Source organism: Pseudoalteromonas fenneropenaei (genome assembly GCF_042643375.1).
GTDB classification, from domain to species: Bacteria; Pseudomonadota; Gammaproteobacteria; order Enterobacterales; family Alteromonadaceae; genus Pseudoalteromonas; species Pseudoalteromonas fenneropenaei.
Map to the genome: position 1 here is coordinate 20,105 of NZ_JBHRSD010000007.1, position 21,229 is coordinate 41,333.

23 protein-coding genes and 2 tRNA genes are annotated in these 21,229 nt (G+C 47.4%); 10 read left to right on the forward strand and 15 right to left on the reverse strand.

The window, feature by feature from the left end; genetic code table 11:
- Nucleotides 1-26: 26 nt before the first annotated feature.
- From ACFOEE_RS03850 to ACFOEE_RS03880, 7 genes are all read right to left on the reverse strand, one after another.
- The gene (locus ACFOEE_RS03850; protein WP_377121104.1) at nt 27-884 is read right to left on the reverse strand and encodes a sugar phosphate isomerase/epimerase family protein; all 858 of its coding nucleotides are present in this window, start codon (nt 882-884) and stop codon (nt 27-29) included.
- Between the two features lie 47 nt (nt 885-931).
- Complete coding sequence (locus tag ACFOEE_RS03855) at nt 932-1,678, reverse strand: gluconate 2-dehydrogenase subunit 3 family protein (RefSeq protein ID WP_377121106.1); 747 nt, start codon at nt 1,676-1,678, stop codon at nt 932-934.
- A 2-nt stretch (nt 1,679-1,680) separates the two neighbouring features.
- Nucleotides 1,681-3,360 (reverse strand): GMC family oxidoreductase, encoded by a 1,680-nt coding sequence (locus tag ACFOEE_RS03860; protein ID WP_377121108.1) that lies wholly within the window; start codon nt 3,358-3,360, stop codon nt 1,681-1,683.
- A 2-nt stretch (nt 3,361-3,362) separates the two neighbouring features.
- Entirely contained in the window at nt 3,363-4,058 is a 696-nt protein-coding gene (locus ACFOEE_RS03865) for a 3-keto-disaccharide hydrolase (protein WP_377121110.1), read from the reverse strand.
- 68 nt (nt 4,059-4,126) lie between these two features.
- On the reverse strand, nt 4,127-5,353 hold the full coding sequence (locus ACFOEE_RS03870) for an MFS transporter (RefSeq protein ID WP_377121112.1): 1,227 nt from the start codon (nt 5,351-5,353) through the stop codon (nt 4,127-4,129).
- 12 nt (nt 5,354-5,365) lie between these two features.
- Entirely contained in the window at nt 5,366-6,421 is a 1,056-nt protein-coding gene (locus ACFOEE_RS03875) for a sugar phosphate isomerase/epimerase family protein (protein ID WP_377121114.1), read from the reverse strand.
- On the reverse strand, nt 6,418-7,587 hold the full coding sequence (locus ACFOEE_RS03880) for a Gfo/Idh/MocA family protein (protein ID WP_377121116.1): 1,170 nt from the start codon (nt 7,585-7,587) through the stop codon (nt 6,418-6,420). The genes ACFOEE_RS03875 and ACFOEE_RS03880 overlap by 4 nt, the downstream gene beginning before the upstream one ends.
- Before the next feature lie 190 nt (nt 7,588-7,777).
- Here ACFOEE_RS03880 and ACFOEE_RS03885 point away from each other — a divergent pair, with 190 nt between their 5' ends.
- On the forward strand, nt 7,778-8,521 hold the full coding sequence (locus ACFOEE_RS03885; protein ID WP_377121118.1) for an AraC family transcriptional regulator: 744 nt from the start codon (nt 7,778-7,780) through the stop codon (nt 8,519-8,521).
- Here ACFOEE_RS03885 and ACFOEE_RS03890 read toward each other — a convergent pair.
- The 3 genes from ACFOEE_RS03890 to ACFOEE_RS03900 are packed head-to-tail and all read right to left on the reverse strand — an operon-like array spanning nt 8,496 to nt 9,826.
- Nucleotides 8,496-9,269, reverse strand: a complete 774-nt coding sequence (locus tag ACFOEE_RS03890; RefSeq protein WP_377121120.1) for a Zn-ribbon-containing protein — start codon at nt 9,267-9,269, stop codon at nt 8,496-8,498. The genes ACFOEE_RS03885 and ACFOEE_RS03890 overlap by 26 nt on opposite strands.
- Nucleotide 9,270: 1 nt before the next feature.
- Nucleotides 9,271-9,540 (reverse strand): hypothetical protein, encoded by a 270-nt coding sequence (locus tag ACFOEE_RS03895; protein WP_377121122.1) that lies wholly within the window; start codon nt 9,538-9,540, stop codon nt 9,271-9,273.
- A gap of 58 nt (nt 9,541-9,598) precedes the next feature.
- Entirely contained in the window at nt 9,599-9,826 is a 228-nt protein-coding gene (locus ACFOEE_RS03900) for a DUF2789 domain-containing protein (RefSeq protein ID WP_377121124.1), read from the reverse strand.
- Nucleotides 9,827-10,030: 204 nt separating this feature from the next.
- On the opposite strand from ACFOEE_RS03900, the gene ACFOEE_RS03905 reads away from it, so the two are divergent.
- On the forward strand, nt 10,031-10,681 hold the full coding sequence (locus tag ACFOEE_RS03905; RefSeq protein ID WP_377121126.1) for a GNAT family N-acetyltransferase: 651 nt from the start codon (nt 10,031-10,033) through the stop codon (nt 10,679-10,681).
- A 924-nt stretch (nt 10,682-11,605) separates the two neighbouring features.
- Here ACFOEE_RS03905 and ACFOEE_RS03910 read toward each other — a convergent pair.
- Nucleotides 11,606-11,908, reverse strand: a complete 303-nt coding sequence (locus tag ACFOEE_RS03910) for a DUF3301 domain-containing protein (RefSeq protein ID WP_377121128.1) — start codon at nt 11,906-11,908, stop codon at nt 11,606-11,608.
- Entirely contained in the window at nt 11,905-12,930 is a 1,026-nt protein-coding gene (locus tag ACFOEE_RS03915) for a DUF3549 family protein (RefSeq protein WP_377121130.1), read from the reverse strand. The genes ACFOEE_RS03910 and ACFOEE_RS03915 overlap by 4 nt, the downstream gene beginning before the upstream one ends.
- A gap of 182 nt (nt 12,931-13,112) precedes the next feature.
- Between ACFOEE_RS03915 and ACFOEE_RS03920 the strand changes: the two genes are divergently transcribed.
- From ACFOEE_RS03920 to ACFOEE_RS03930, 3 genes are read left to right on the forward strand one after another with little or no spacing between them, the layout of a single operon-like run.
- Nucleotides 13,113-13,439 (forward strand): YqcC family protein, encoded by a 327-nt coding sequence (locus tag ACFOEE_RS03920; RefSeq protein ID WP_377121132.1) that lies wholly within the window; start codon nt 13,113-13,115, stop codon nt 13,437-13,439.
- A gap of 4 nt (nt 13,440-13,443) precedes the next feature.
- Nucleotides 13,444-14,208, forward strand: coding sequence for a tRNA pseudouridine(65) synthase TruC (truC, locus tag ACFOEE_RS03925; RefSeq protein ID WP_377121134.1), 765 nt, complete (start codon nt 13,444-13,446; stop codon nt 14,206-14,208).
- A 2-nt stretch (nt 14,209-14,210) separates the two neighbouring features.
- Complete coding sequence (locus ACFOEE_RS03930) at nt 14,211-14,654, forward strand: flavodoxin (protein ID WP_377121136.1); 444 nt, start codon at nt 14,211-14,213, stop codon at nt 14,652-14,654.
- 98 nt (nt 14,655-14,752) lie between these two features.
- Here the strand turns inward: ACFOEE_RS03930 and ACFOEE_RS03935 are convergent, their stop codons facing one another.
- On the reverse strand, nt 14,753-16,339 hold the full coding sequence (locus tag ACFOEE_RS03935; protein ID WP_377121138.1) for a lytic transglycosylase: 1,587 nt from the start codon (nt 16,337-16,339) through the stop codon (nt 14,753-14,755).
- A 154-nt stretch (nt 16,340-16,493) separates the two neighbouring features.
- On the reverse strand, nt 16,494-17,276 hold the full coding sequence (gene gloB, locus ACFOEE_RS03940; protein WP_377121149.1) for a hydroxyacylglutathione hydrolase: 783 nt from the start codon (nt 17,274-17,276) through the stop codon (nt 16,494-16,496).
- Between the two features lie 119 nt (nt 17,277-17,395).
- On the opposite strand from gloB, the gene ACFOEE_RS03945 reads away from it, so the two are divergent.
- Nucleotides 17,396-18,160: a class I SAM-dependent methyltransferase gene (locus ACFOEE_RS03945; RefSeq protein WP_377121141.1), complete on the forward strand. Its 765-nt coding sequence runs from the start codon at nt 17,396-17,398 to the stop codon at nt 18,158-18,160.
- A gap of 10 nt (nt 18,161-18,170) precedes the next feature.
- Here ACFOEE_RS03945 and rnhA read toward each other — a convergent pair whose 3' ends face one another.
- Nucleotides 18,171-18,638, reverse strand: a complete 468-nt coding sequence (rnhA, locus tag ACFOEE_RS03950) for a ribonuclease HI (RefSeq protein WP_377121143.1) — start codon at nt 18,636-18,638, stop codon at nt 18,171-18,173.
- Nucleotides 18,639-18,707: 69 nt separating this feature from the next.
- Between rnhA and dnaQ the strand changes: the two genes are divergently transcribed.
- The 4 genes from dnaQ to ACFOEE_RS03970 all read left to right on the forward strand — a co-directional run bounded on the left by dnaQ (nt 18,708) and on the right by ACFOEE_RS03970 (nt 21,132).
- On the forward strand, nt 18,708-19,421 hold the full coding sequence (gene dnaQ, locus ACFOEE_RS03955; protein WP_377121145.1) for a DNA polymerase III subunit epsilon: 714 nt from the start codon (nt 18,708-18,710) through the stop codon (nt 19,419-19,421).
- Between the two features lie 10 nt (nt 19,422-19,431).
- Complete coding sequence (locus tag ACFOEE_RS03960; RefSeq protein ID WP_377121147.1) at nt 19,432-20,823, forward strand: TIGR03503 family protein; 1,392 nt, start codon at nt 19,432-19,434, stop codon at nt 20,821-20,823.
- Nucleotides 20,824-20,922: 99 nt separating this feature from the next.
- Nucleotides 20,923-20,999, forward strand: a tRNA-Asp gene (locus ACFOEE_RS03965).
- A 56-nt stretch (nt 21,000-21,055) separates the two neighbouring features.
- A tRNA-Asp gene (locus ACFOEE_RS03970) sits at nt 21,056-21,132 on the forward strand.
- Nucleotides 21,133-21,229 lie beyond the last annotated feature (97 nt).

Here is a 21,229-nt window from a genome sequence, read left to right on the forward strand (position 1 = left end):
GGCAAGTGAATAACTTGCCGCGTTTTTTATGGTTTGGCTAAGCCGCTCAAAATGGTGTCGAGGTTTTGCTTAGAGCGGGCAACGCTCTGTAACTGCGTTAAACCCGTTGGGTATTCTTCTTGCTCTAGCACTAACCATTGTGCGCCCCCCTGATTTACCACAGCTTGAATATAATGATGCCAAGGGAGATGGTTTTCACCTAAGATAGGGCTTGCTATTACGCCTTCTACCGTACGAATTTTTAAATGGGTGGTTGGTGTACGGTGTGGGTAGCGATTGATATAAGTGAGGGGATCTTGACTTGCAAAGAGCACCCAGCCCATATCCAGTTGTAGTAACACAGCACTTGGGGTGTTGCTGGCAATGTAATCCCAGTAAGTGGCATTTTGAAATGGCGCAAATTCTTTATCATGATTGTGAAAACCAAGCTGCATACCATATTTTTGCAACTGTGGCGCAAGTTCGCTGAGTTGTTTGGTTAACGCCATGACGCCGGTTGGATGCCAAGCGCGCTCATCCCAAGGCACTATCACAAATTGAATGCCTAAGGTTTTGTAAAACAACAAGGTTGCGGCAAGTTTGTCCGGCGCAAGGGTGTCAAAGCCTACGTGCGCGCCACTGGCTTTTAAACCGAGTTTATCTAGTAAGGATTTTAACCCATGTGGATTATCTTTATATGGACCAAATTCACCCGCAAATTCAACGCCCTGAAACCCCATTTTAGCCAAAGCATTAAGGGTGCCCGCAAAATCAGCTTTTAAATCATCTTTGACTGACCATAACTGAATACTCACTTCTGGCGAAGTGGGTTGACTTTGCACTGAGAAACACCAAAACAGCAGCGCAACGATGAAACTCGGTAATAACCGTAATTGCTTAAACATGTTAACCTCTTAAATTAAAAGCAGGTTTCCCTGCTTTTATGGTAACTTTAATTGCCCGGATAGGCGTATTGGCTAAGGCCAAGCTCGGCCAATACGGCATCGAGATGTGCTTGTGCCTCCGCACTGGGGCCAGGGTAGTCGCCAACAATCGGCACATTGCCCAAATAGCCTATGTCTTTACAGCCTTCAGGCGAGCAGAAGAAAGCTGACAGCACCAGTTGTTTTAAGCGATCAAATGCTTTAGCTGGGCGATGAAATGCTTCAGGCGTTTCTTTGCGGACATAGGCAATATCTTGAATAATTGCCAATCGCTCACTGGCGGTCAATGCGACAAAGGTCTTTTTAAAGCGCAGTAAGGCCTCGTCGTCTATCCAAGCTAAAATGCTCAAGATGGTGACGCGATCGCGCTGTTGGTCAGAGTAGGGCGCACTCACCCATTCATCAATCACCTCTGGCACTTTCACTTCACTTGCTGAGGGGATCTGCCCTTCGCGTGGTACTATGATGTCACTTAAGAGTGCCACCATAGTTAACTGCGCGGTAGTCATGGTCAGCGGCCAAGGTGATTCGGGCGGAATAACCATATTAGGATCGGTGCCATAGCCTTTGGCGTTAATGGGTTTTAGATCTAATTCTGGCCAATGGGCACTGCTGTCGCTAAGCACTTCAACTGCGCTGCCACACCCGGTGGTGAGTGATACTGCTGAGCCTGCGGCCAATAATCCGAGCCATTTCAGCGACTCACGACGAGTCATGCCCGAGCGATACTGATACTTATGAGTAGCTTGATGCATAGTTAAAGTACTCCTTTGGCAATTTGCTCAGCCAGCCAAGTTGAGTTGCGCATCGCCAGCGTCATAATTGTTAAAGTGCAGTTTTTATGCGGATTTGAGGCAAATACGCCGGCATCCATCACGAACAAGTTTGGGCAATCCCAAGTTTGCCCCCACTGATTGGTCACTGACTCTTTGGCATCGCTGCCCATGCGCGTGGTGCCTACTTCGTGGATGATCTCACCACCTTTCGAAATGGCTTTTTCAGCGGGTGGTAAATCGCCCACTTTTGCCCCCATGGTTTCCAAGATTTGCTTCGCCGTCTTTAAGCCATGTTCAATTTGTTTGAGTTCATGTTCGGACCATTTAAAGTGGAACTTGGCGACCGGAATGCCCCATTTGTCTTTAACTGACTCGTCAATTTCCATATAGGTATCTTTATTGGGGAGCATCTCTCCACGTAGTGCAAAGCCAACGTAAGAGCCATAGGCATCGCGAATTTGTTGTTTCAGCTCAACGCCAAGCCCTTGCGTGCTGCCAGATACACCAGAACCGGGTTGGCCAAAGCCGCTACCAATTTCAAAGTGATAACCGCGAGGGAAGTCGAGCAGACCTTTGGCTTGAGCGGCATGTCCCCACCATGGAATAAACAAATGGTTGCCAGTATGGCCATCTTCGTTATAACGCGGGCGGCCTTTTAAGGCGGGTATTTGTGCGCCAAGCCAAGCACCGGTTGAATCCATGAGGTTGCGGCCGACTTGGCCACTGGAGTTTGCTAACCCCTTTGGGTGTTTGGCATGTTTAGAATTAAGCAAAATACGCGCTGACTCACAGGCACTGGCGGCGAGGATCACCACGTCAGCAGCTATGCTGTGCTCGGAGGCTGTTTGTTTATCAATATAAGTGACACCCGTAACTTGACCGTCACCATCTACCCGGACGGTTTTTACCATCGCATTGGTAATGATTTCTAAATTGCCCGTCGCTTTGGCCATTGGTAGCAGTGAAGTGGTGGTTTGAAATGCCGCGCCAATAGAGCAACCATGACCACAAGGGGTGGCATAAAAACAGGCCATCCGGTCGTCTTTAGGACGGGTAAGTACCGCACGGTGCATTGGCACGGCAGGAATACCGAGTTTTTTCGCTGCCGCGGCCACTAATAATTCAGGTACGCGCGGTACAGGCGGGGGCTGCAATACGCCGTCTTTCGAAGGTGGCATATCGTCAAGGCCAGTATTGGTACCGCAGATCCCAACCAGCTCTTCGGTTTTATCGTACCAAGGCGCGATATCTTCATATTCAAATGGCCAGTCTGCCCCTAAACCATCACGGCTCTTGCCTTTAAAATCATGCTCACTAAAGCGCAGCGAGTAACGGCCCCAGTGGTTCGTGCGGCCACCGAGCATGCGTGCCCGCCACCAATAAAACTCTTGGCCTTTTGCTGTGGTATAAGGTTCATCGGGTACTTGCCAGCCGCCGTCAATGGTGGCGTCATAAAAGCCAAAATTTTTGTCTTTGTTACCCGCGCCCATCAGCGGGGCTTCGCTGTTGCGCTTAAACATTGGGCTTTCTTTTTTCGGGTCATAATCGCGACCCGCTTCCAGTAATAACACTTTATGGCCAAGTTGCGTGAGGGTGTACGCCGCCATGGCACCGCCTGCGCCGGAGCCGACCACAAGGACTTTATGATTAAACTCTGACATTATCATAACTCCTTGATTTTGATGTTTTTAAACCAAACTTGGTCACCGTGATCTTGCAGCCCGATATGACCTGCTTGACCTTCGCCAAAACCTTGCCAAGTGGCAAACTTGCTGCCTTTGACTAAGGTATGCCAAGTGGTGCTACCAATCACAATACTGGTGGTGCTGACGCCATTTTGCCACACTTCCAAATGTGACTGATTGAGGCGAATACGCACTTGATTCCATTCACCCGCGAGCTTATGCGCACTACTTGGCGCGGCAAATAAATCGTAAATGGAGCCGGCCAAATGTGAGTCGATTTTGTTATCTGGATGGGCCAAATTGTCAAGGATTTGAATTTCTGGTGCATGGGAATAAATGGCGTTACCCGTTTCATCCACTAACACAAAAATGCCACTGTTGCCTGCTGCGGCAATTTTCCAATCAAGCTGCAATTCAAAATTTTGATATTGCTTTTTGGTGAGAATATCGCCGCCGCCCTTGGCGACCATGGTCATAGTGCCATCTTTAGCTTGCCATTTTGGGCTGAGAGTAGCGCTTTTAAAATTGCGCCATTGTGATAAATCGTTGCCATCAAACAATAACGTCCAACCGGCTTGCTGTTCTGCGACACTGAGCTGATTATCAGCCGTGTGTGCGTTGGTCACGCTGCTGAATGCGAGAACCAAAGTGGTGAAGGTGAGTGATTTCAGCATACTGTACCCCATGAGTTTTTTCTACTTGTTGCGATTGCACTGATCGCCAAACCAAAATAAGCAGATGCTTAAATAGTTTGAGTGGCTTTATCAGCGCGCTTGTTTTTATTAATAATTAAATACAGCGCAAGGAACGCGACGATGAGGATAGTCGGGAACACCAACAATTTTTCGAGCACCGCTTGACCCGCCGCAAGTTCAGACTCGCTACTACTTAAATTGGCGGCAAGGGCGTCACTTCGTGCACTGTCTATCCAACTGCCAATAACTGGATTCCACAGACTGACGGCGAACATACCCGCGCCGCCGAGTAACGACATGCCAAGCGCGCCAGTCTTCGGTGTGTATTCCGCGGCGCAACCTAGCATGGTTGGCCAAAAATACGTCACGCCAAGGGCAAATAGCACGGCGGCAACATACACCCATGGACCTTGTGCTTGACTGAGTAAGAAGACTCCAGCTGTGGCGCACACCGCGGAGCCAAGCAGCACCCCTGTGGGATTAAATCTATGTACAATTGGGCCCGCAAAGTAGCGGCCAATGGCCATGAGACCGGTGATTAGCGCCAAGATCACCATAGGCGAAGCGCCAGACGCGCCCAAAATGCGCTCTATCCATTGCTGTGTGCCCAGCTCTGTAGTGGCGGTTAATGTCATACACACCACTAAGAACAAATACAGTGGTGAGACAAGATGACGCAAATTATGAGTGGTAGAGTGGGACGCGCGGTCAAATTCAGGGAAGTTGGCTTTTAATAACATCGCGCCATAAATGAGCGTCGGGACGAGAATGAGCGCCACTTGCCATTGCCAGTTAAATCCCGAAGCCGTCATGGCATTGGAAGCCAAAGCGCCAATTACGATGCCGCCCGGAAACCAAACATGGAAGCGATTCAGCATCGTGGTGGTGTTTTTATGGTACATTTCGGCAATGAGCGGATTGCACCCAGCTTCGACCGAGCCATTGGCAAAGCCAATTAAAAATGTCGAGACTAACAAGCCCCAAAAACCATCTGCGCTAATGGTTAACGCAAGTCCTGCAAAATGACAGGCAAACGCCAAAACCAACAGCTTTTTGGCACCAATGGCGTTGTAAATTGCGCCACCTAGCATAGTGGCTATTGGGAAGCCTAAAAAGGCCATGGCATTGACCCAGCCCAGTTCACTGTCGCTCAGGCCAAATTGCTGCCCTAATTGACCTAAAATACCGGCTCTGATCGCAAAGGTCATGGAAGTCACGACCAAAGCGATACAACAAAGTCGGAATACAAGTTGGTTGTCGTTGTTATTATTCATCTTGTTGTCCTGTTATTTGAGTCCGAGGATGCGCTGATTGCGTTCACTGTCGGCACCCGTGCCGACAAAGTCATCAAAGGCTTTTTCGGTTGGGCGAATTAAATGTCGGTTGATAAAGTCAGCCCCTTCTTTTGCGCCGTCCTCTGGGTGTTTTATACAGCATTCCCACTCTAGCACCGCCCAGCCATCGTAACCATACTGAGTTAACTTACTGAAAATGCTATTGAAGTCGACTTGTCCATCGCCGAGCGAGCGGAACCTGCCGGGTCGGTCTAACCAACCTTGATAGCCACCATAAACGCCGCTTTTGCCATTTGGGTTAAACTCAGCGTCTTTAACGTGAAACGCTTTGATACGTTCATGATAGAGATCGATAAACGCCAAATAATCCAATTGTTGCAGTACAAAGTGGCTTGGGTCGTACAAGATATTCGCGCGTGGGTGATTATGGGTGGCGGCCAAAAAGCGCTCAAACGTGACACCATCGTGTAAATCTTCCCCAGGGTGTAATTCGTAACACACATCTACACCCACTTCATCAAAGCGGTCAAGAATCGGTAACCAGCGTCTGGCAAGTTCGGCAAAGCCTTGCTCTACCAAACCTTGCGGACGCTGGGGCCAGGGATAAACGGTATGCCACAGCAGGGCACCAGAAAAACTGGCGTGACTGGTTAAGCCCAATTTTGCACTGGCACTTGCGGCTAACATCAGTTGGTTGGTAGCCCACTTCGTAATGGCACTTGCATCACCACGTAATGGCTCAGGAATAAAACTAGCAAACATATCCTGATAGGCAGGATGGAGGGCCACCATTTGTCCTTGTAAGTGCGTGGACAATTCACTGATCTGTAAGCCCGCTTCTGCGGCAATCCCGGCCATTTCATCACAATAATCCTGACTGTGCGCCGCCAGTTCGAGATCAAACAGGCGTTTTTCCCATGTTGGGATCTGCACACCACGATAACCGAGTTGACTTGCCCACTGACAAATAGCACGAAAAGTATTAAAAGGTGGCGTATCTGAGACGAACTGTGCCAAAAAGATTGCAGGTCCTTTTATTTGTTTCATTCACTATGTCCTATCTGAAAAGGATGCCATTTGCTGTCCTGTCGACTGGCAGCAACGGTGTGTTCAATAAAAGCCATACCGCGAACCGCTTCGCGGATCCCCGGCACATCAAAGCTAAGATTGTCGGCCGGTAAACCCGCTTGGAAAGCACGGATCTGCGCGGCGAAATTCTTATATAAGTTGGCAAATGCTTCGATATAACCTTCAGGATGACCCGCAGGGGTACGCATTGCCGCTTGAGTTAATGCGCTTTGCGAACCGACTCCTGCGCGTAAATAAAGAGCAGGGGCGTTGTGGGGTCTTAGCCACAAACTATTGGGTTCCATCTGCGACCAATCTAAACTGGCGTGTTCGCCATAAATGCGTAGCCGCAGATTGTTTTCTTCTCCCACCGCAATTTGGCTTGCCAACAGCACGCCTTTAGCGCCGTTATTAAAGCGCAGCAACACCGTACCGTCGTCATCCAAAGTACGGCCAGCCACTAGGCTATTGAGGTCGGCACACAGTGCTGTGATGGAGAGGCCACTGACATATTCAGCGAGATTGGCCGCATGTACGCCAATATCGCCCATGCAACAACTGCTGCCCGATTGGCTGGCATCTAAGCGCCATGCGGCTTGTTTGCCGCTATTGTCTTTTGCATCGGCCAACCAACCCTGCGAGTATTCCACCACCACTTTACGAATTGCGCCTAGCTCGCCATTGGCGATGCGATGGCGCGCTTCTTTAATCATTGGATAGCCGTTGTAGGTATGGGTGAGGCCATATAAGCAGCTATGTTTTTCAAGTAATGCCGATAAATCTTCGGCTTCTTGCAAGGTCAGTGTGGCGGGTTTGTCGGAAAACACATGAAACCCTGCTTCAATAGCACATTTTGCTACTGGAAAATGTAAGTGGTTGGGGGTAACAATCGCGACAAAATCGATTCGGTCGTGAACGGGGAGTTTGGCCTCGCTGGCAAACATCTCTATATAATTTGGATAACAACGCTCAGGCGCCAAACCGAGGTTTTCACCACTTAATTTGGCGCGTTTCGGATCGCTACTAAACGCCCCAGCGACCAGTTCAATTTCACCGTCAAGGTTAGCCGCTAGGCGATGGATCGCGCCAATAAACGCACCTTCGCCACCACCGACCATACCCATTCGAATTTTTTTCTTCGCCATTTATTTCTCCGTCCTGCGAAGTGATAACCCAACACGTTCTGCGCGCTAAGCGTGTCAAGTTAATGCCATGTTATCGATAATAGTCGTGGCAAACGGTGAAGTGATAATAAAAATTCGGTTGACAATGCAACAAAATCGGCGTTTAAAATATTTTATTCAGATCCCAAAGTGGGACGATGGAAGGGCTGCTATGGCATTGGAAATATTAGAAAAAATCGGTGTAAAACAAATTATTTCAGCATTCGATATGCTGCCAGATATTCTCTTTTGGATAAAAGATACCGAGAGTCGGATTTTATACTGTAACCAACACTTTATTGAGCACCAAGGTTACAAAACCTTAGAGCAGATCTTATTTAAAACTGATTTCGACTTTTCGCCATCGCATTTGGCGTTTCAGTACGTTAACGACGATAAACGGGTGATGGCAGGACATAGGGTGACAGACCGCTTAGAATTGAATCAAGCCACCAATGGGGAGCTGGGGTGGTTTTCCACCTCAAAAGCCAATCTGTATGACGAGCAGGGAACCTTGCTGGGCACTTATGGCATCACGCGACACTTAGAAAAAACTTCCAAAGCGCTTTCTCATGTGCGCGCCATTGAAGCGCCAGTACGTTATATTCGTGAGCACTATCATCGAAATATCAGTATTGAAGAATTGGCTGAGATGGCACATTTGTCGGTCAGTGCGTTAGAGCGGCGATTTAAAAAACACTTAGCTAAAACACCTAACCAGTTTATAAACGAAGTTCGTTTGGAAAACGCCCGAAAATTGCTGGTGGAAACGCGCATGCCCGTGTCTCTTATTGCCTATCAATGTGGGTTTGCTGAACCAAGTTATTTTAGTAAGCAGTTTCGCCGTTTGTTTGGCGAGATCCCGTCACAATTGCGGCGAGAATTGGGACTTACTGAAAGTCCCAAGACAAATTAGACACTAACTCACAACTGTCGCAGCGAAAATCAAACAACCCGAACCAAGGCTCAGGCAACAACCAATCCCCACCACAGCTTGGGCATTTACGTGCTTGTTCGGTGGCTAAGTCTTCGCCGCCGACGCGGTATAAGTAATAGTAGACAGGTTTGCCAGTGAGGAAGCGGATACGTTTGGTTAAGTCTAAGCCACGGCGTGAAAGGTCGCTGTCGAGGTTTGAGATCTCACTTAATGCAGCAAATTCGCAGCGTGTTGCACCATTAATCTGAATTTGGTCGCAAGCTTGCCAATCCTCCTGCCATTTGATCAGCGCTTTGTAATCCCCATTGGCGATTGCGGGAATGCGATACAAAGGCACAGGGAGGAAATCATCGCCGCAGTACAGCGGACTACAAGTATGCACATAAGTGGTATAAAGAATATAGCTATTAGGCGCTTTGCAAGCATCGGCGCCATTGGCATGAATATCCTGACCGATAATTTTCACTTTGGGTGCCAATAAGCCCGCTTCTTGCAGCAACTTGATGCTATGTTTCACGAATGGGCTATGATTAAGTGGATGCAAGGCATCTTGCTCGGGGCACATAACTCGGGTAATAAAATAACCCTCTTTCAGCACCGTTGGAAACTCATCGCCGATGATCTGACCGTTAAAGCGCAGTGCATTGACCACCCGATTAATCGCCGCCTCGGCGCTGTCTAAAGTAGTATCTTGATAGCAATCAAAGGTTAAATCCGCTACAAACATGCTAGTTTCCTTTGCTCAGCAAAGCTAATAATTGGTCGAGCTTAGCTTCGATACGGTCAAGCTGGGTTTGTGTTTGCGCTGCTGTCGCGGCTTGGATAGTAGGTTTGCCAAGTTTGGCAACGCCTTCAGGGTCATTCTTATAAGCAGAAACGCCAGCAATCAAGGTTGGCATTGCAACAGGGGCTTTAAGACGAGCTTTGGTCAAGGCGACGGTAGGGGTTTTCCCTTCAGCTAAAAGGGATTGAATGGCATCTAATACAACCGGATCCATGCGCTTTATTCCGAAAAAATAAAGCGCATCTTAGCAGGCTGCAACAGAATGTCACCCGTTATCTTAGCATCGCGTCGAGCTCGTCAATCACTTCACACCAAGCAGCGTCTTCACGTAGTGATTCTTCAATAAAATGGCGCTGTGCGTCATTCCAAAAACCAGCGTCTGCCAGCCGTGTACCTTGAGGTAGGGCATGACTATCAACAAAGCTGGCGATTTGTGAGTCACTATTGGGCAAGCCAAGTTGCGCAAACAAGCTATGCATATTGGGTTTAGTGGTATCCATCAAATTCCTCCTATTGTAATACCTTAGACTGCTTTTCGTGCTCACTCGCTGCCGTGATTGTGATGGCATTGAACATTTTCGGCACAGAGCTGAAAAGACGAAAAGCAGATTATTGTGGTAATCCATTGGTATAAAAATCATACAATAACTATAGTTGAAACAACGCAATTCGCGATAGTTAAGAATAACAATAAGGGAACCACTATGAATGCAGAGTTACAGCCTGAGTATTTAATTCGTTACGTTAGCCCAGAAGATACTAATGTGGCAGCAAGTTTGTTGTATCAGGCTTATCATGACGACCCCATTTTAAGAAATGTGTTAGGTGACAAAGACGAGCAAAAATTTGAGGCCAAGTTACGGGCTTTGATAAGGGAAGAGCTATCTAGTTTTGGTCAAGGTCAGCAGCCGATGATAGGGCTGTACGAAGATGACAGGCTAAGAGCCATCGCTTGTTTGATTGAAGCCGATAGTGAATTGCAAGCAGCGCGCTACTGGCATTGGCGTTTGAGATTAATGATGAGTGCGGGTTATTTGCAAACTCAAGCATTGATAGATAAAGAGCAGGCAATTCGTGATGCGTTGGCGCAAAAAGGCCATTATTTCTTTTTAGCTTTTATCGCTGTTGACCCGCATGTTCATGGTCAAGGCTTTGGTCGCACATTGATGCGCGGGCTAGAAGAGATGATAGCGGATGTCCCCGCTGCCAGCGGGATCGGGGTGTTTATTACCAACCCGGATCACCAAGCATTTTTCCACCATTTGGGTTATGAAGTATTCCAAACCTTAGCATTTAACAAGATCCGTGGCGAGCTGATGTTCAAAGCGACTGACAAATCGGAAACTGCTCTGTGAGACATCTCTTACACTGATGTGCGCATGTTCGGATAAAGCCTGTTCTTCAGGCTTTATTTTTATCACTAAATTAATATAAAACAATACGTTATTAATTGTTTCAATTAAAAGTCAAAATGCCTAATGGGCTGAGTTACTAGGATCTACGGTCAATTGTCCTATTATATCTCATGTCAGGAAGACAAAAGCAGGATGCAAACGGCAAAGTGATGTTGTTGGCATGGATGTAAAAGGAGTTTCTGGCCTCGGATAGGCCAGCAAAACAGGAAGTTTTAAAACGCAAGATGCAGTATCGCCACAATGGACAGGCGCGGAGATTTGGATAGCTTAAGGAATAGCGCTTCAGGACAGAAGCCACACGGAGCTAGGTGGGAATGGAAGCGTAAGGAAGCCTAAGTAACGCACTTAAATCGCACGCAGCGAGGGAATGGAAAGCTCAGGATGGGCTGGTCAGGAAGACTGAAGCACAGGAGTGTGCTGAGGAATGTAGGACCAAGCGAATGCCGGATGAGTTCGCATAGCACTAGGACGAGAGTTGGATAGGCAAGATGCCGGAAGGATTTTGGTCAGGACGACGCAAGGACTGATGATGGAGTTGCAGGAAGCTGAGCCATTGGATGGTACAAAGCGGATTTGTTGTGGGTATGTGGATGTATACCCGATCAGGGGATGGCGAGGAAGGCTAAGGCCTAGGAAAGGACACCTGACAGGATGAGAAGAGATTGAGGCGCAACCTAGGTTAGCGCCTTAACTTTTTCTGGTGGCCAAAAATGTCGTGACCAAAGTCTCTCAGCGTACTTAAGTGCGCAGTTCTACAAACAAATTCAGCTAAGCAAAGCAGCCGGAATGAGCTGCTAGAAGCGACTCGGAATAAGATTCACTGTTTTTGGAAGATTTAAACTTGCTGCCAGCCACGGGTTGTAATTAGCCCATGCGATAAGGTGGCACGTCAATTTTGACTAAGCGCTCATTTTCTAGCTGTAACGAACCTTGATATACCGTATTGCCATCTGAGCAAAACTCAAACATAAACTCACTTTTGATACCAGGTTTGCCACCACGGACAATACCCGGGCGCCACTTTTTACACGCAACGCTCAGTAACTGCACATTAAGTTGCTTCGCTTGGTGTTCGGCATGGCGTTTGGCCGCATCAGCTACAATGCGGCTCATCCAAAATAGTGCGATAATGCCAGAGGCAAGTAATAAGGTCCAAAGAGTGATCATGCGCTAAACAGTTTTCCTATGGCGCGCGACAAACTGTCGCTGCGGCTTGGGGCTCGAAGAATAGCTAAAACATGTGGGCGTAAAGTTGGAATTGCAACTAAGTCGGCGAAAATCCCCGCAAAAAAACCGTCAAGTGGGACTTGCGCTGTTTGTTCTAGGAAGGCAAATAATCGTTCGCTGTGCGTCAAAGTCTGCCAGCCACGACCACTGATGGTGAGCAGTACATCAGTGTCTGAGCTAAGTTCTGAGGCTAAAATAGCGTCAATAGCCGTTGCGATAAACGCCTCTGTTGGCGCCCCCGAAAGTGCTCGTAAGCAATTAATAGCTTGGCCTTGATGTTGTTGTTCAAGCGCATTTTGCAATTGTCGTAACAGCATTTCACTCAGTGTCACAGGAATGGCAACATGTTCTAGCATCGCACATAAAGGTTGCTGAACTTGCTCAGGAAGAGCGGTAAACTGTTGTTGGAGTAACGCAAGGTTGTTACCGTGGTTCAGTCGCATGGCGAAATCAGCTATGCCTTGTAGCGCTAGAGTCTGCCAATCATGAATAAGTGGCGCACTAAAATAATGCTCAACCGCTTCGTAATACTGCGAAGCTGGGCGTTTGAGTTCAACTTTCATCAAAGCGTTAAATGCCGCGAGTTTGTTGGCATTGGGAGTAAACACGTAAGGATTGTTGTCTAGTTTGCCTTGTGCTTGTTCGCCAGTGAGTTGCGTGCCAATGGCTTCAATCACCATGTTGGCAAAGTGGTCACGGCTGGCTAGTACCAGTTTACTTTGCTCATCCAAAGGTAATTTTAAGAACCACACGTAGGGGTCTTGAGTCGCGGATTTATCCCAAAACTGAATGGCTATATGGGCGTGACGTTGCAATGGATAAGGGTAGGGACGGGTGCTTTGCTCGATTTGGGCAAATTCTTGTTTGTCGATTTTCGTGATACGACGGCCAATATCGTAAACCCGCCACTGAGTGCCTGCTGCAGCGAGTAATTCACCTAAAGTCGCAATGTTATGAGTCATTCTTCACCCCTAATTTCAAACTGCTGGCATTATACTGAGTTAGCAGGCAATTGCGAATCTTCACCACTTATACCCACATTACGTGCCGCCTACTTGCAAGTACTGTGGGTATAGAATGAGATCTAAGTTACAATAGCGGCATACTTATTGTCGTACTATTTATTGCTGTACTGTTTCCGACTATGAATAACGAACTGTTCTATTTGCAAGTACAAACTCGCTTAGATGAGCTTGCTGAGGCTTTGCTGCAAGCAGGGCTTTATGCTGAGCAAGCACCTGACGCCGCCGCATTTGCCTCAACGGCACCATTTTGTTGCGATACCATGAGTTTTCCCAATTGGTTGCAATTTGTTTTGCTCCCCAAATTAGGCGAAATGGTAAAGACGCGTGCAGCGCTGCCACACAATTTAGTACTACTCCCTATGCTTGAGATGACAGTACCTGCCTCTTCCCAAACGGCGCGCTTGTATGCTGCCATCGCCGAGCTAGACAGCCTTTTTCAAGTTTAAAGCTATGATTGAACCAAATATTGAGCCAACCGAGACTTTAGAGATCCTGTATCAGGATGCGCATTTTGTAGCGATAAATAAACCTTCTGGTTTGTTGGTACATCGCTCATTTTTAGACAAACGCGAAACCCGTTTTGCCATGCAAATGCTGCGCGATCAGCTTGGTCAACATGTGTTTCCAGTGCATAGGTTAGACCGACCAACCTCGGGAGTGCTGTTGTTTGCCCTCAGCAGCGAAGATGCACGCGCCATGAACCAGCTTTTTATTGAAGGCACGATCGAGAAACGTTACCTTGCCTTGGCGCGCGGTTTTGCCCCAGAGCAAATCACGGTTGATAGGCCGTTAAAAGAAGAGCTGGATAAAATCGCTGATAAATTCGCCGACCAAGATAAACCCGCGCAAGAAGCTATTACCCATTTCCGATGTTTGCGTACCGCGACTTTGCCTATTCCGATTGGCAAGTATCCGACGGTGCGCTACAGTTTAGTGGAATGTTTGCCAGAAACTGGGCGAAAACATCAAATTCGCCGTCACTTGAAGCATCTTTCTCATCCGATTATTGGCGATGTGAACCACGGTGATAATCAGCATAACCACTTCTTTTATGAGCATTTTGCTCTACAACGTTTAATGTTATTTGCAACTAGACTGAGTTTTGTTCATCCTTATAGCAACGAAAAAATCGACATTCGAGCACCATTAGGTGACGAGATGATGAGAGTGTGCCAGCAACTGGGTTGGCCGAGCGATGAAAGGGAGTACCAATAACCGTGGCAAACATAGCAATCTTTGTTGGCAGTATGTACGGCAATGCCGAGAATTTAGCTGATACTGTGGCTAAGCAGCTAATCAACCAGGGCCATGGTGTCAATGTCCACATGGACGGCACCATTGAGCAGGTAAAGCAGGCTGAGACCTTGTTGTTTATTTCCTCCACCACTGGGCAGGGGGATCTACCGGATAACATTTACCCCCTGTTTTTGCAATTGCAAAGCCAGTTTCCGATGCTAACCGGTAAAAAAGCCGGTGTGATCGCGCTTGGTGACAGCAGTTATGGTGATACGTTTTGTGGCGCAGGTCGACAAATTGACGGCTTGCTTCAGGAGTTGGCTGCAACTCAAGTCATGCCAAGACTCGATGTGGATGCGTGTGAATACTTTGAACCTTGGGAAGCGGTAGAGGCTTGGTTGCAAGATTGGCAAGCACAGCTTTAAGCGTTTGGAGACATTGCGATTTAGAGCGAATGTACGCGAGTTGCAAACAGTAAAAAGGCGTGATCTTCACGCCCTTTTATGTTTTTTGCTGCAGAGTACTAAGAGTTTTTCACGTCAACCTTAAGTTTTAGCTGCTGACCAGGCTGCAAGTACTTTTGCCCTTCAAGATTGTTCCATTTTACAATATCGTCAACCTCAAGGTTAAACTTGCTGGCGATACGCGCTAATGAATCGCCACGGCGTACTTTGTAAGTAATGGTGCGATTAACCGCTTGTGCAGCATTGGCTGCAGCAATCACATCATTACTGCCGGGCTTAGTTTTATACACAGTGAGTTTTTGCCCAAGGCGCAGCACGGCATCGTCTTTAAGTTTGTTCCAGCTCGCCAAATCTTTGATGGTAACATCGTATTCACGGCTGATATCCCACAAAGTATCGCCACTTTTCACGATGTGAGTTTGCTTTTCTTGAGTACTTTGATTTGCTGCAACACGCACCGCATTAGGTAAATGCTCAGCTTGTAAACTGCCTTCTGTGAGCGGTACTAGCAATTGCTGGCCAACCCGTATGGTATTGTTGTCCATATGGTTTAATGTACGAATTGCATTTGGTGTGGTGGAGAACTTTTTGGCGATAACAGACAAGCTATCGCCTTTGGCAACTTGATAATATTGCCAGCGTAAGCGGTCTTTTATGGCTGTACTGGCAAGCTTAGTTTGGAACTCTGCGACTTTATCAATCGGTAGTAATAGCACATGAGGACCTTCAGGGGCGGTTGCCCAACGATTGAAGCCTGGGTTCAAGCGATACAATTCGGTCAACGTTATGCCCGCCATATCCGCCGCCAGTGCTAAGTCAATTTGACTGCCGATATCAACAGTATCAACAACTTGGGCATTAATAATCGGTCGCCATTTAACTGCAAACTCATCCTGACGTTTTAATAAGTCAGACAAAGCCAATAATTTTGGTACATATGCGGTGGTTTCTCGGGGTAAATCGAGCGACCAAAAATCAGTCGGTAAATGCTTTTTACGATTCTTTTTAATCGCGTTGAGTAAGCGACCTTCGCCTGAGTTGTAAGCAGCAATGGCATTTAACCAATCACCATCAAGGGTGTTATGTAGGTAAGTTAGGTAATCTAATGCGGCGCGCGTCGACTGCACTATGTCACGGCGGCCATCAAACCACCAGTTTTGCTTAAGTGCAAAACGCTCACCGGTTTGTGGCATAAATTGCCAAATGCCAGAGGCGCTCGCATGCGAGAAGCCGTAAGGATCGAAAGCACTTTCAACAATAGGCAGCAGTGCAATCTCAATCGGCATTTCACGTTTTTCAACTTCTTCAACGATAAAATGCAAGTAAGGCTCTGCGCGTTTGGCAATGCGGTCTAAGTACGCTTGATTATTTTGATAATAATTGCGCTCAGCAACCACAGGGCGGTTTTGCGGCACAGGAATAGTAAGCTGGTAGCGAATACGTTCCCAGACATCATCAAAAACGGGAGCAGCTTCATCTTCTGCTTCAACAACCTGATTGGCGCCAAATAAAGCATTGCTAACTTCGCTAGGCGAAGCATGCTGGGCTGTGCGGTGTGACGCAGCGGTATTTTGATGGCTCCCCGTCAATGACTGACACCCAGATAAGAGTGCGGCAATGACGAAAACGAGCGGGTATGTTTTCATATTTGACCCTAACTTTGGCAAAAACTCGACAAGTCTAACCGTAAGGCGGGGTTTTTTGAAGTATAAATAAGTCGCAAGGACAATTTGCCACACATTTAACAGCCAAGTGATAACTGTAACTGATTGTTAAAAATAGGGATTAAAGTTTGTTTTGCTAGAAATTATCCTTCCAGCGTCTTAATGCCGCGAAACGTTGCCATGGTGCATTATCTTTGCCGAGGTATTGTGCAGGGCACAATGCCAAAATAGCGCTTTCTTCAGCTCGCAAAAACGGATTAACCAGACGCTGCATCGCTAATGTGGTTGGCAAGGATACTTGATGGTGCGCTCGCAACTGCTTGACGCGCTCTATTTCAGCTTGCAGCGTTTGATTATGCGGCTCTACGGCGCTCGCAAAGGCTAGATTCGCTAGGGTGTATTCATGGGTACAGTAAATGTGTGTGTCGCTGGGCAGCGTATTAAGGCGCTGTAAACTGTGCCACATTTGCTCGGCTGAGCCTTCAAACAGCCGGCCGCAGCCGCCGTGGAACAAAGTGTCGCCAGTAAAGGCAAAGCCGTCACCAATATAGCAGAGGTGATCTAGGGTGTGACCCGGTGTAGCCATGACTGCCACTGGCACATCAAACAGTTGGATATAGTCCCCATCGCAGAGGCCAATGCTAATATTCTGAAATTTTCCGTCAGCAGGACCATAAACTTCACACTCCGGAAAAGCGGCGCGTAATTGGGCGACACCATCAGTGTGATCCCAATGGTGATGGGTCAGCAAAATAGCCTTTAACGTCAGCTCGCGCTTTGCTAATGCCGCGATGACCACGTTGGCATCACCGGGGTCAACGACATAAGCCGTGTTTTGCTGGGCTGTCGTGACCAGCCATATATAGTTATCATTATAAGCAGGAAGCGGAGTTATCTGCAGAGTCACATCTTGCGCCATCAAGTTTTGCTCGTTAAAGTGTGGTAGCACACAGTATAACCCCGTGGCGTTTTAAAATGCACGGAGTTAACGCCGTCCACTTGTCGTCCGACGGTCACAGGTAAAAGCGAGTCACCACAATGAAACCAGCCCTGAGTTTTTTACAAGGCCCCAAACCACTCGATTGGCAAGATTTTCCACATGGCGACTATTTGCGTTGTGATATTGAGCGGAAAATGTCGACCTGGTTGCCGCGCATGTTTGGTTACCATATGTTAAAACTAGGCAGTCTAAGCGGGCAAATAGATACCTCAAAAAGCCCGATTAAACACCAAGTTTGCGTTGCCCCTTTTGGTCAGCATGTCGGGGTGTTTGCCGAAATTGATGAATTGCCGTTTTATGAAAACAGTGTTGATGCGTGTATTTTGAACCAATGCCTTGAGTATCATTCCGATCCACACCATATCTTGCGCGAAGCACACCGCACCTTAATCCCCGGTGGTTATATCCTGATCACGGGTTTTAATCCATTTAGCCTAGCTGGGCTTGCGCATATTTTGCCATTTAGCAGTCAAAAGCTGCCTTGGTCAGGGCGATTTTTTACGCCAGCTCGGGTGAAAGATTGGCTAGATTTATTGGGGTTTGAAATTGTTGGTGACGAGCGTTTTATTTACTCTTCATTGGCGCGAGGCAGTCGCTTATCACGTTTTGCACCTTGGCGACGTTTTTGCCGCCATTATTTAAAGCCGATGGGCAGTGTGTATATGCTAGTTGCGCGCAAACGCGTATTGCCATTGACGCCAATTAAACCTAAATGGCATGCCAGAGCACGCCCGAGCTTTGCGCCAGTGAAAAGTGCAGGCCTGAGGCAGACGCAGCAACAGCCGCGTTTGCCGCGTCAATAAGCGCAATTGCTTAATCTGGTTGATAGCCGGTATCGGGGAGCAAATTGCTACTGGTAGCGGCTTCACGCGCTAAGGTATCCACCAATTCATTATACTCGTGGCCGCTATGACCCTTAACCCAATGCCATTTTACTTGATGTTTATTGCAGATAGCGTCGAGACGTTGCCATAAATCTACATTCTTGACTGGTTGCTTCGCGGCGGTACGCCAGTTACGTTGCTTCCAGTTTGCTACCCAAGACTCAATACCTTGTTTAACATATTGGCTATCGGTCACTAGTTTAACCTGACACGGCCGCGTCAGTGACTCTAACCCGACTATAGCGGCCATTAACTCCATGCGATTGTTGGTGGTGAGTTGATAGCCTTGGCTCAGTTTTTTCTCATGTTGTCCATAGCGCATGTAAACCCCATATCCCCCAGGACCCGGGTTTCCCAAACAGGAACCATCAGTATAAATCTCTACGGTTTTTTGCACGCATTTCCCGCTTTTTATGTAGAATGACAAAATAAATGTATACCTTATCAAAGTTACGCGGTTCGCAACATGCTTAAAAGACAAATCGTACTCGATACTGAAACCACAGGTATTGATCCCAAAGCTGGCCACAGGATCATCGAAATTGGTTGTGTGGAACTGATTAATCGCCGTCTTACCGGCAATAATTTCCATGTTTACATTAATCCGCAGCGTGACATTGAAGAAGAAGCGATAGATGTGCACGGTATTACTAATGAGTTCCTGCGCGGCAAGCCAGTATTTGCTGATGTCGCAGCAGAGTTTTTAGAATTTATTCAAGGTGCAGAGCTCATCATTCATAACGCGCCGTTCGACGTCGGATTTATGGATCATGAGTTTGCAGCCTTGAATCGCGGCTATCCAAAGACCCATGATATCTGTCAGGTGCTAGATACCTTATTGATGGCGCGAAAAATGCATCCTGGTCAGAAGAACAGCTTGGATGCGCTTTGCCGTCGTTACGATATAGATAACTCAAAGCGGACATTACACGGCGCATTGCTGGATTCTGAGATCTTGTCTGATGTCTATTTGGCGATGACAGGTGGCCAAACCAAGCTGAATCTCAATAACGGTGCTGAAGTTGCAGAGCAGGCAAACCAAGGTGGGATCCGTCGCTTGGATGGAGCTCGTGCGCCACTGCGCGTAGTATACGCCACTGCAGATGAACTGTTAGCACATGAAGAACGCCTACAGCTGGTGGCAAAAGCCAGTGGCGAAACATTATGGGCAAAACAATAAGAGGAACGGCATGAAGTTAGCGGCAGGTATTAGCCTATTTTTGGCGCTAGTTTGCAGTTTTTGTACGCAAGCAGTCACACAAAGTGAACAAGACACTAAAAAGTATGGCTTAACCATGCTCAAGCGCGATGGCGTGATGAACGAAGTGCCGCTGCTAAATAACCGTTTTCGTATTGACTATGAGGTCGAGAAAGTCACATTTTTATTTTTCCGTCGTCCCGGCTCACCGGCAGTAGTGTTAGTCCAACCGGATGGCAGCAAGCTCTATCCTAATCACGCCATGAATAACGAAAACTTGGAATGGTATGACGAAGTCAGCTATGACCTTATTATCATCAAGAAGCCCACACCGGGGCCTTGGCAGGTACTTGGGCAAATCCAGCCTGACAGTCGGATCTTAGTGCTTGGCGATATCACACTGGATGTCGATCCATTGCCGCCGCTTATCTTTCGAGGTGAAACAATTAAAGTAACGGCACGGGTATTGAATGATGGCGAGCCGATTTTGTCTGGCTACTTTCGTGAAGTGGTGACCTTATATGTGGAATTTATTAGTACCAATAATGATCAGTATGCCAACTTTGGTGCCGGCACGCAAAGCGTGACCGAATTTCGTGACGATGGACAAGGATTTGATGAGCGGCCGATGGATGGCGTATTTACTGGCGAATTTAAGTTGTCGTTTCCGGCCGGCGAGTGGCGCCCAGAGTTTTCTATCCAAACCCCAATCTTGAAACGTCGTGTAGTGAAAAGTCCACTGGTGGTTGCAGAGCCGCCGTTTGACTTTAATCTGGATATGTCAGAACACGATTCACCAGATGACCATGTACTGCAAATTCGCATTAATCCAGAAGTTGCTAAGCCTGAAACGGTTATCCTGCAGGGAAAAATCTTTTATCCCAATGGTGAAGAGCAACTCTTTACCTTGCCCAAGGAAACGCGTTTGTATCGGACTTTACCAATTAAAAACTATGATTGGGGGCGTTATAGTGTAGACATTTCTGCGTTTGGAGAAAATGCCAATGGGCGCGAGTTTATGGCAACATTGCCAATGTATAAGTTTGAAATAGAAAGACCGATTGAAAAAGTCCCTGAATTGGCAAAACCAATCGTCAAGGAACAAAAGTTACCCGAACCAGAACCTGAACCGAGTTTATCGACAGCTGCTTTTGTTGCCATTATTGCACTGGGCAATGTGTTGATCTTACTGATAGGTTGGTTAGCTGTACGGGTATTTGTGCAAGGAAAAGCCATTTTACCTCATTTTAGTTTGCCGCGTTTCGGTAAGAAAAAACCGTTAGATTTAGACGAGTTAGAAAATGAGCAAGAAAAAGTGGGGGGAAATGGTGGAAAAAAAGACAAATCAGGTGAAATTTTGAACCTTTCGATGTCAGATGACTAAAATGACCGTATTTTTTCAAAAAAACTGTTGACTCGGATAGGGGCGATTCGTATTATTCACGCCGCTGTCAGGGCACACAGTCCAGCAGCACAGAAATGTGGAGCGGTAGTTCAGTTGGTTAGAATACCGGCCTGTCACGCCGGGGGTCGCGGGTTCGAGTCCCGTCCGCTCCGCCACTTTCAGACAGCACAGTCTTAAACGCAGTGAACAAACACTTAAAAATGCCCAAAGTGGAGCGGTAGTTCAGTTGGTTAGAATACCGGCCTGTCACGCCGGGGGTCGCGGGTTCGAGTCCCGTCCGCTCCGCCACTTTAGACAGCACAGTCTCAAACGCAGTGAATCAACACTTAAAAAATACCCAAAGTGGAGCGGTAGTTCAGTTGGTTAGAATACCGGCCTGTCACGC

Excerpts from the sequence above, each read along its gene's own strand:
- dnaQ (WP_377121145.1), top strand. The coding sequence starts at position 18,708 with ATGCTTAAAAGACAAATCGTACTCGATACTGAAACCACAGGTATTGAT.
- ACFOEE_RS03860 (WP_377121108.1), bottom strand. The coding sequence starts at position 3,360 with ATGTCAGAGTTTAATCATAAAGTCCTTGTGGTCGGCTCCGGCGCAGGC.
- ACFOEE_RS03885 (WP_377121118.1), top strand. The coding sequence starts at position 7,778 with ATGGCATTGGAAATATTAGAAAAAATCGGTGTAAAACAAATTATTTCA.
- ACFOEE_RS03865 (WP_377121110.1), bottom strand. The coding sequence starts at position 4,058 with ATGCTGAAATCACTCACCTTCACCACTTTGGTTCTCGCATTCAGCAGC.
- ACFOEE_RS03870 (WP_377121112.1), bottom strand. The coding sequence starts at position 5,353 with ATGAATAATAACAACGACAACCAACTTGTATTCCGACTTTGTTGTATC.
- truC (WP_377121134.1), top strand. The coding sequence starts at position 13,444 with ATGATTGAACCAAATATTGAGCCAACCGAGACTTTAGAGATCCTGTAT.
- ACFOEE_RS03905 (WP_377121126.1), top strand. The coding sequence starts at position 10,031 with ATGAATGCAGAGTTACAGCCTGAGTATTTAATTCGTTACGTTAGCCCA.
- ACFOEE_RS03935 (WP_377121138.1), bottom strand. The coding sequence starts at position 16,339 with ATGAAAACATACCCGCTCGTTTTCGTCATTGCCGCACTCTTATCTGGG.
- ACFOEE_RS03960 (WP_377121147.1), top strand. The coding sequence starts at position 19,432 with ATGAAGTTAGCGGCAGGTATTAGCCTATTTTTGGCGCTAGTTTGCAGT.
- ACFOEE_RS03850 (WP_377121104.1), bottom strand. The coding sequence starts at position 884 with ATGTTTAAGCAATTACGGTTATTACCGAGTTTCATCGTTGCGCTGCTG.
- ACFOEE_RS03945 (WP_377121141.1), top strand. The coding sequence starts at position 17,396 with ATGAAACCAGCCCTGAGTTTTTTACAAGGCCCCAAACCACTCGATTGG.
- ACFOEE_RS03880 (WP_377121116.1), bottom strand. The coding sequence starts at position 7,587 with ATGGCGAAGAAAAAAATTCGAATGGGTATGGTCGGTGGTGGCGAAGGT.
- gloB (WP_377121149.1), bottom strand. The coding sequence starts at position 17,276 with ATGGCGCAAGATGTGACTCTGCAGATAACTCCGCTTCCTGCTTATAAT.
- ACFOEE_RS03920 (WP_377121132.1), top strand. The coding sequence starts at position 13,113 with ATGAATAACGAACTGTTCTATTTGCAAGTACAAACTCGCTTAGATGAG.
- ACFOEE_RS03895 (WP_377121122.1), bottom strand. The coding sequence starts at position 9,540 with ATGGATCCGGTTGTATTAGATGCCATTCAATCCCTTTTAGCTGAAGGG.
- ACFOEE_RS03910 (WP_377121128.1), bottom strand. The coding sequence starts at position 11,908 with ATGATCACTCTTTGGACCTTATTACTTGCCTCTGGCATTATCGCACTA.
- ACFOEE_RS03915 (WP_377121130.1), bottom strand. The coding sequence starts at position 12,930 with ATGACTCATAACATTGCGACTTTAGGTGAATTACTCGCTGCAGCAGGC.
- ACFOEE_RS03855 (WP_377121106.1), bottom strand. The coding sequence starts at position 1,678 with ATGCATCAAGCTACTCATAAGTATCAGTATCGCTCGGGCATGACTCGT.
- ACFOEE_RS03900 (WP_377121124.1), bottom strand. The coding sequence starts at position 9,826 with ATGGATACCACTAAACCCAATATGCATAGCTTGTTTGCGCAACTTGGC.
- ACFOEE_RS03890 (WP_377121120.1), bottom strand. The coding sequence starts at position 9,269 with ATGTTTGTAGCGGATTTAACCTTTGATTGCTATCAAGATACTACTTTA.
- ACFOEE_RS03875 (WP_377121114.1), bottom strand. The coding sequence starts at position 6,421 with ATGAAACAAATAAAAGGACCTGCAATCTTTTTGGCACAGTTCGTCTCA.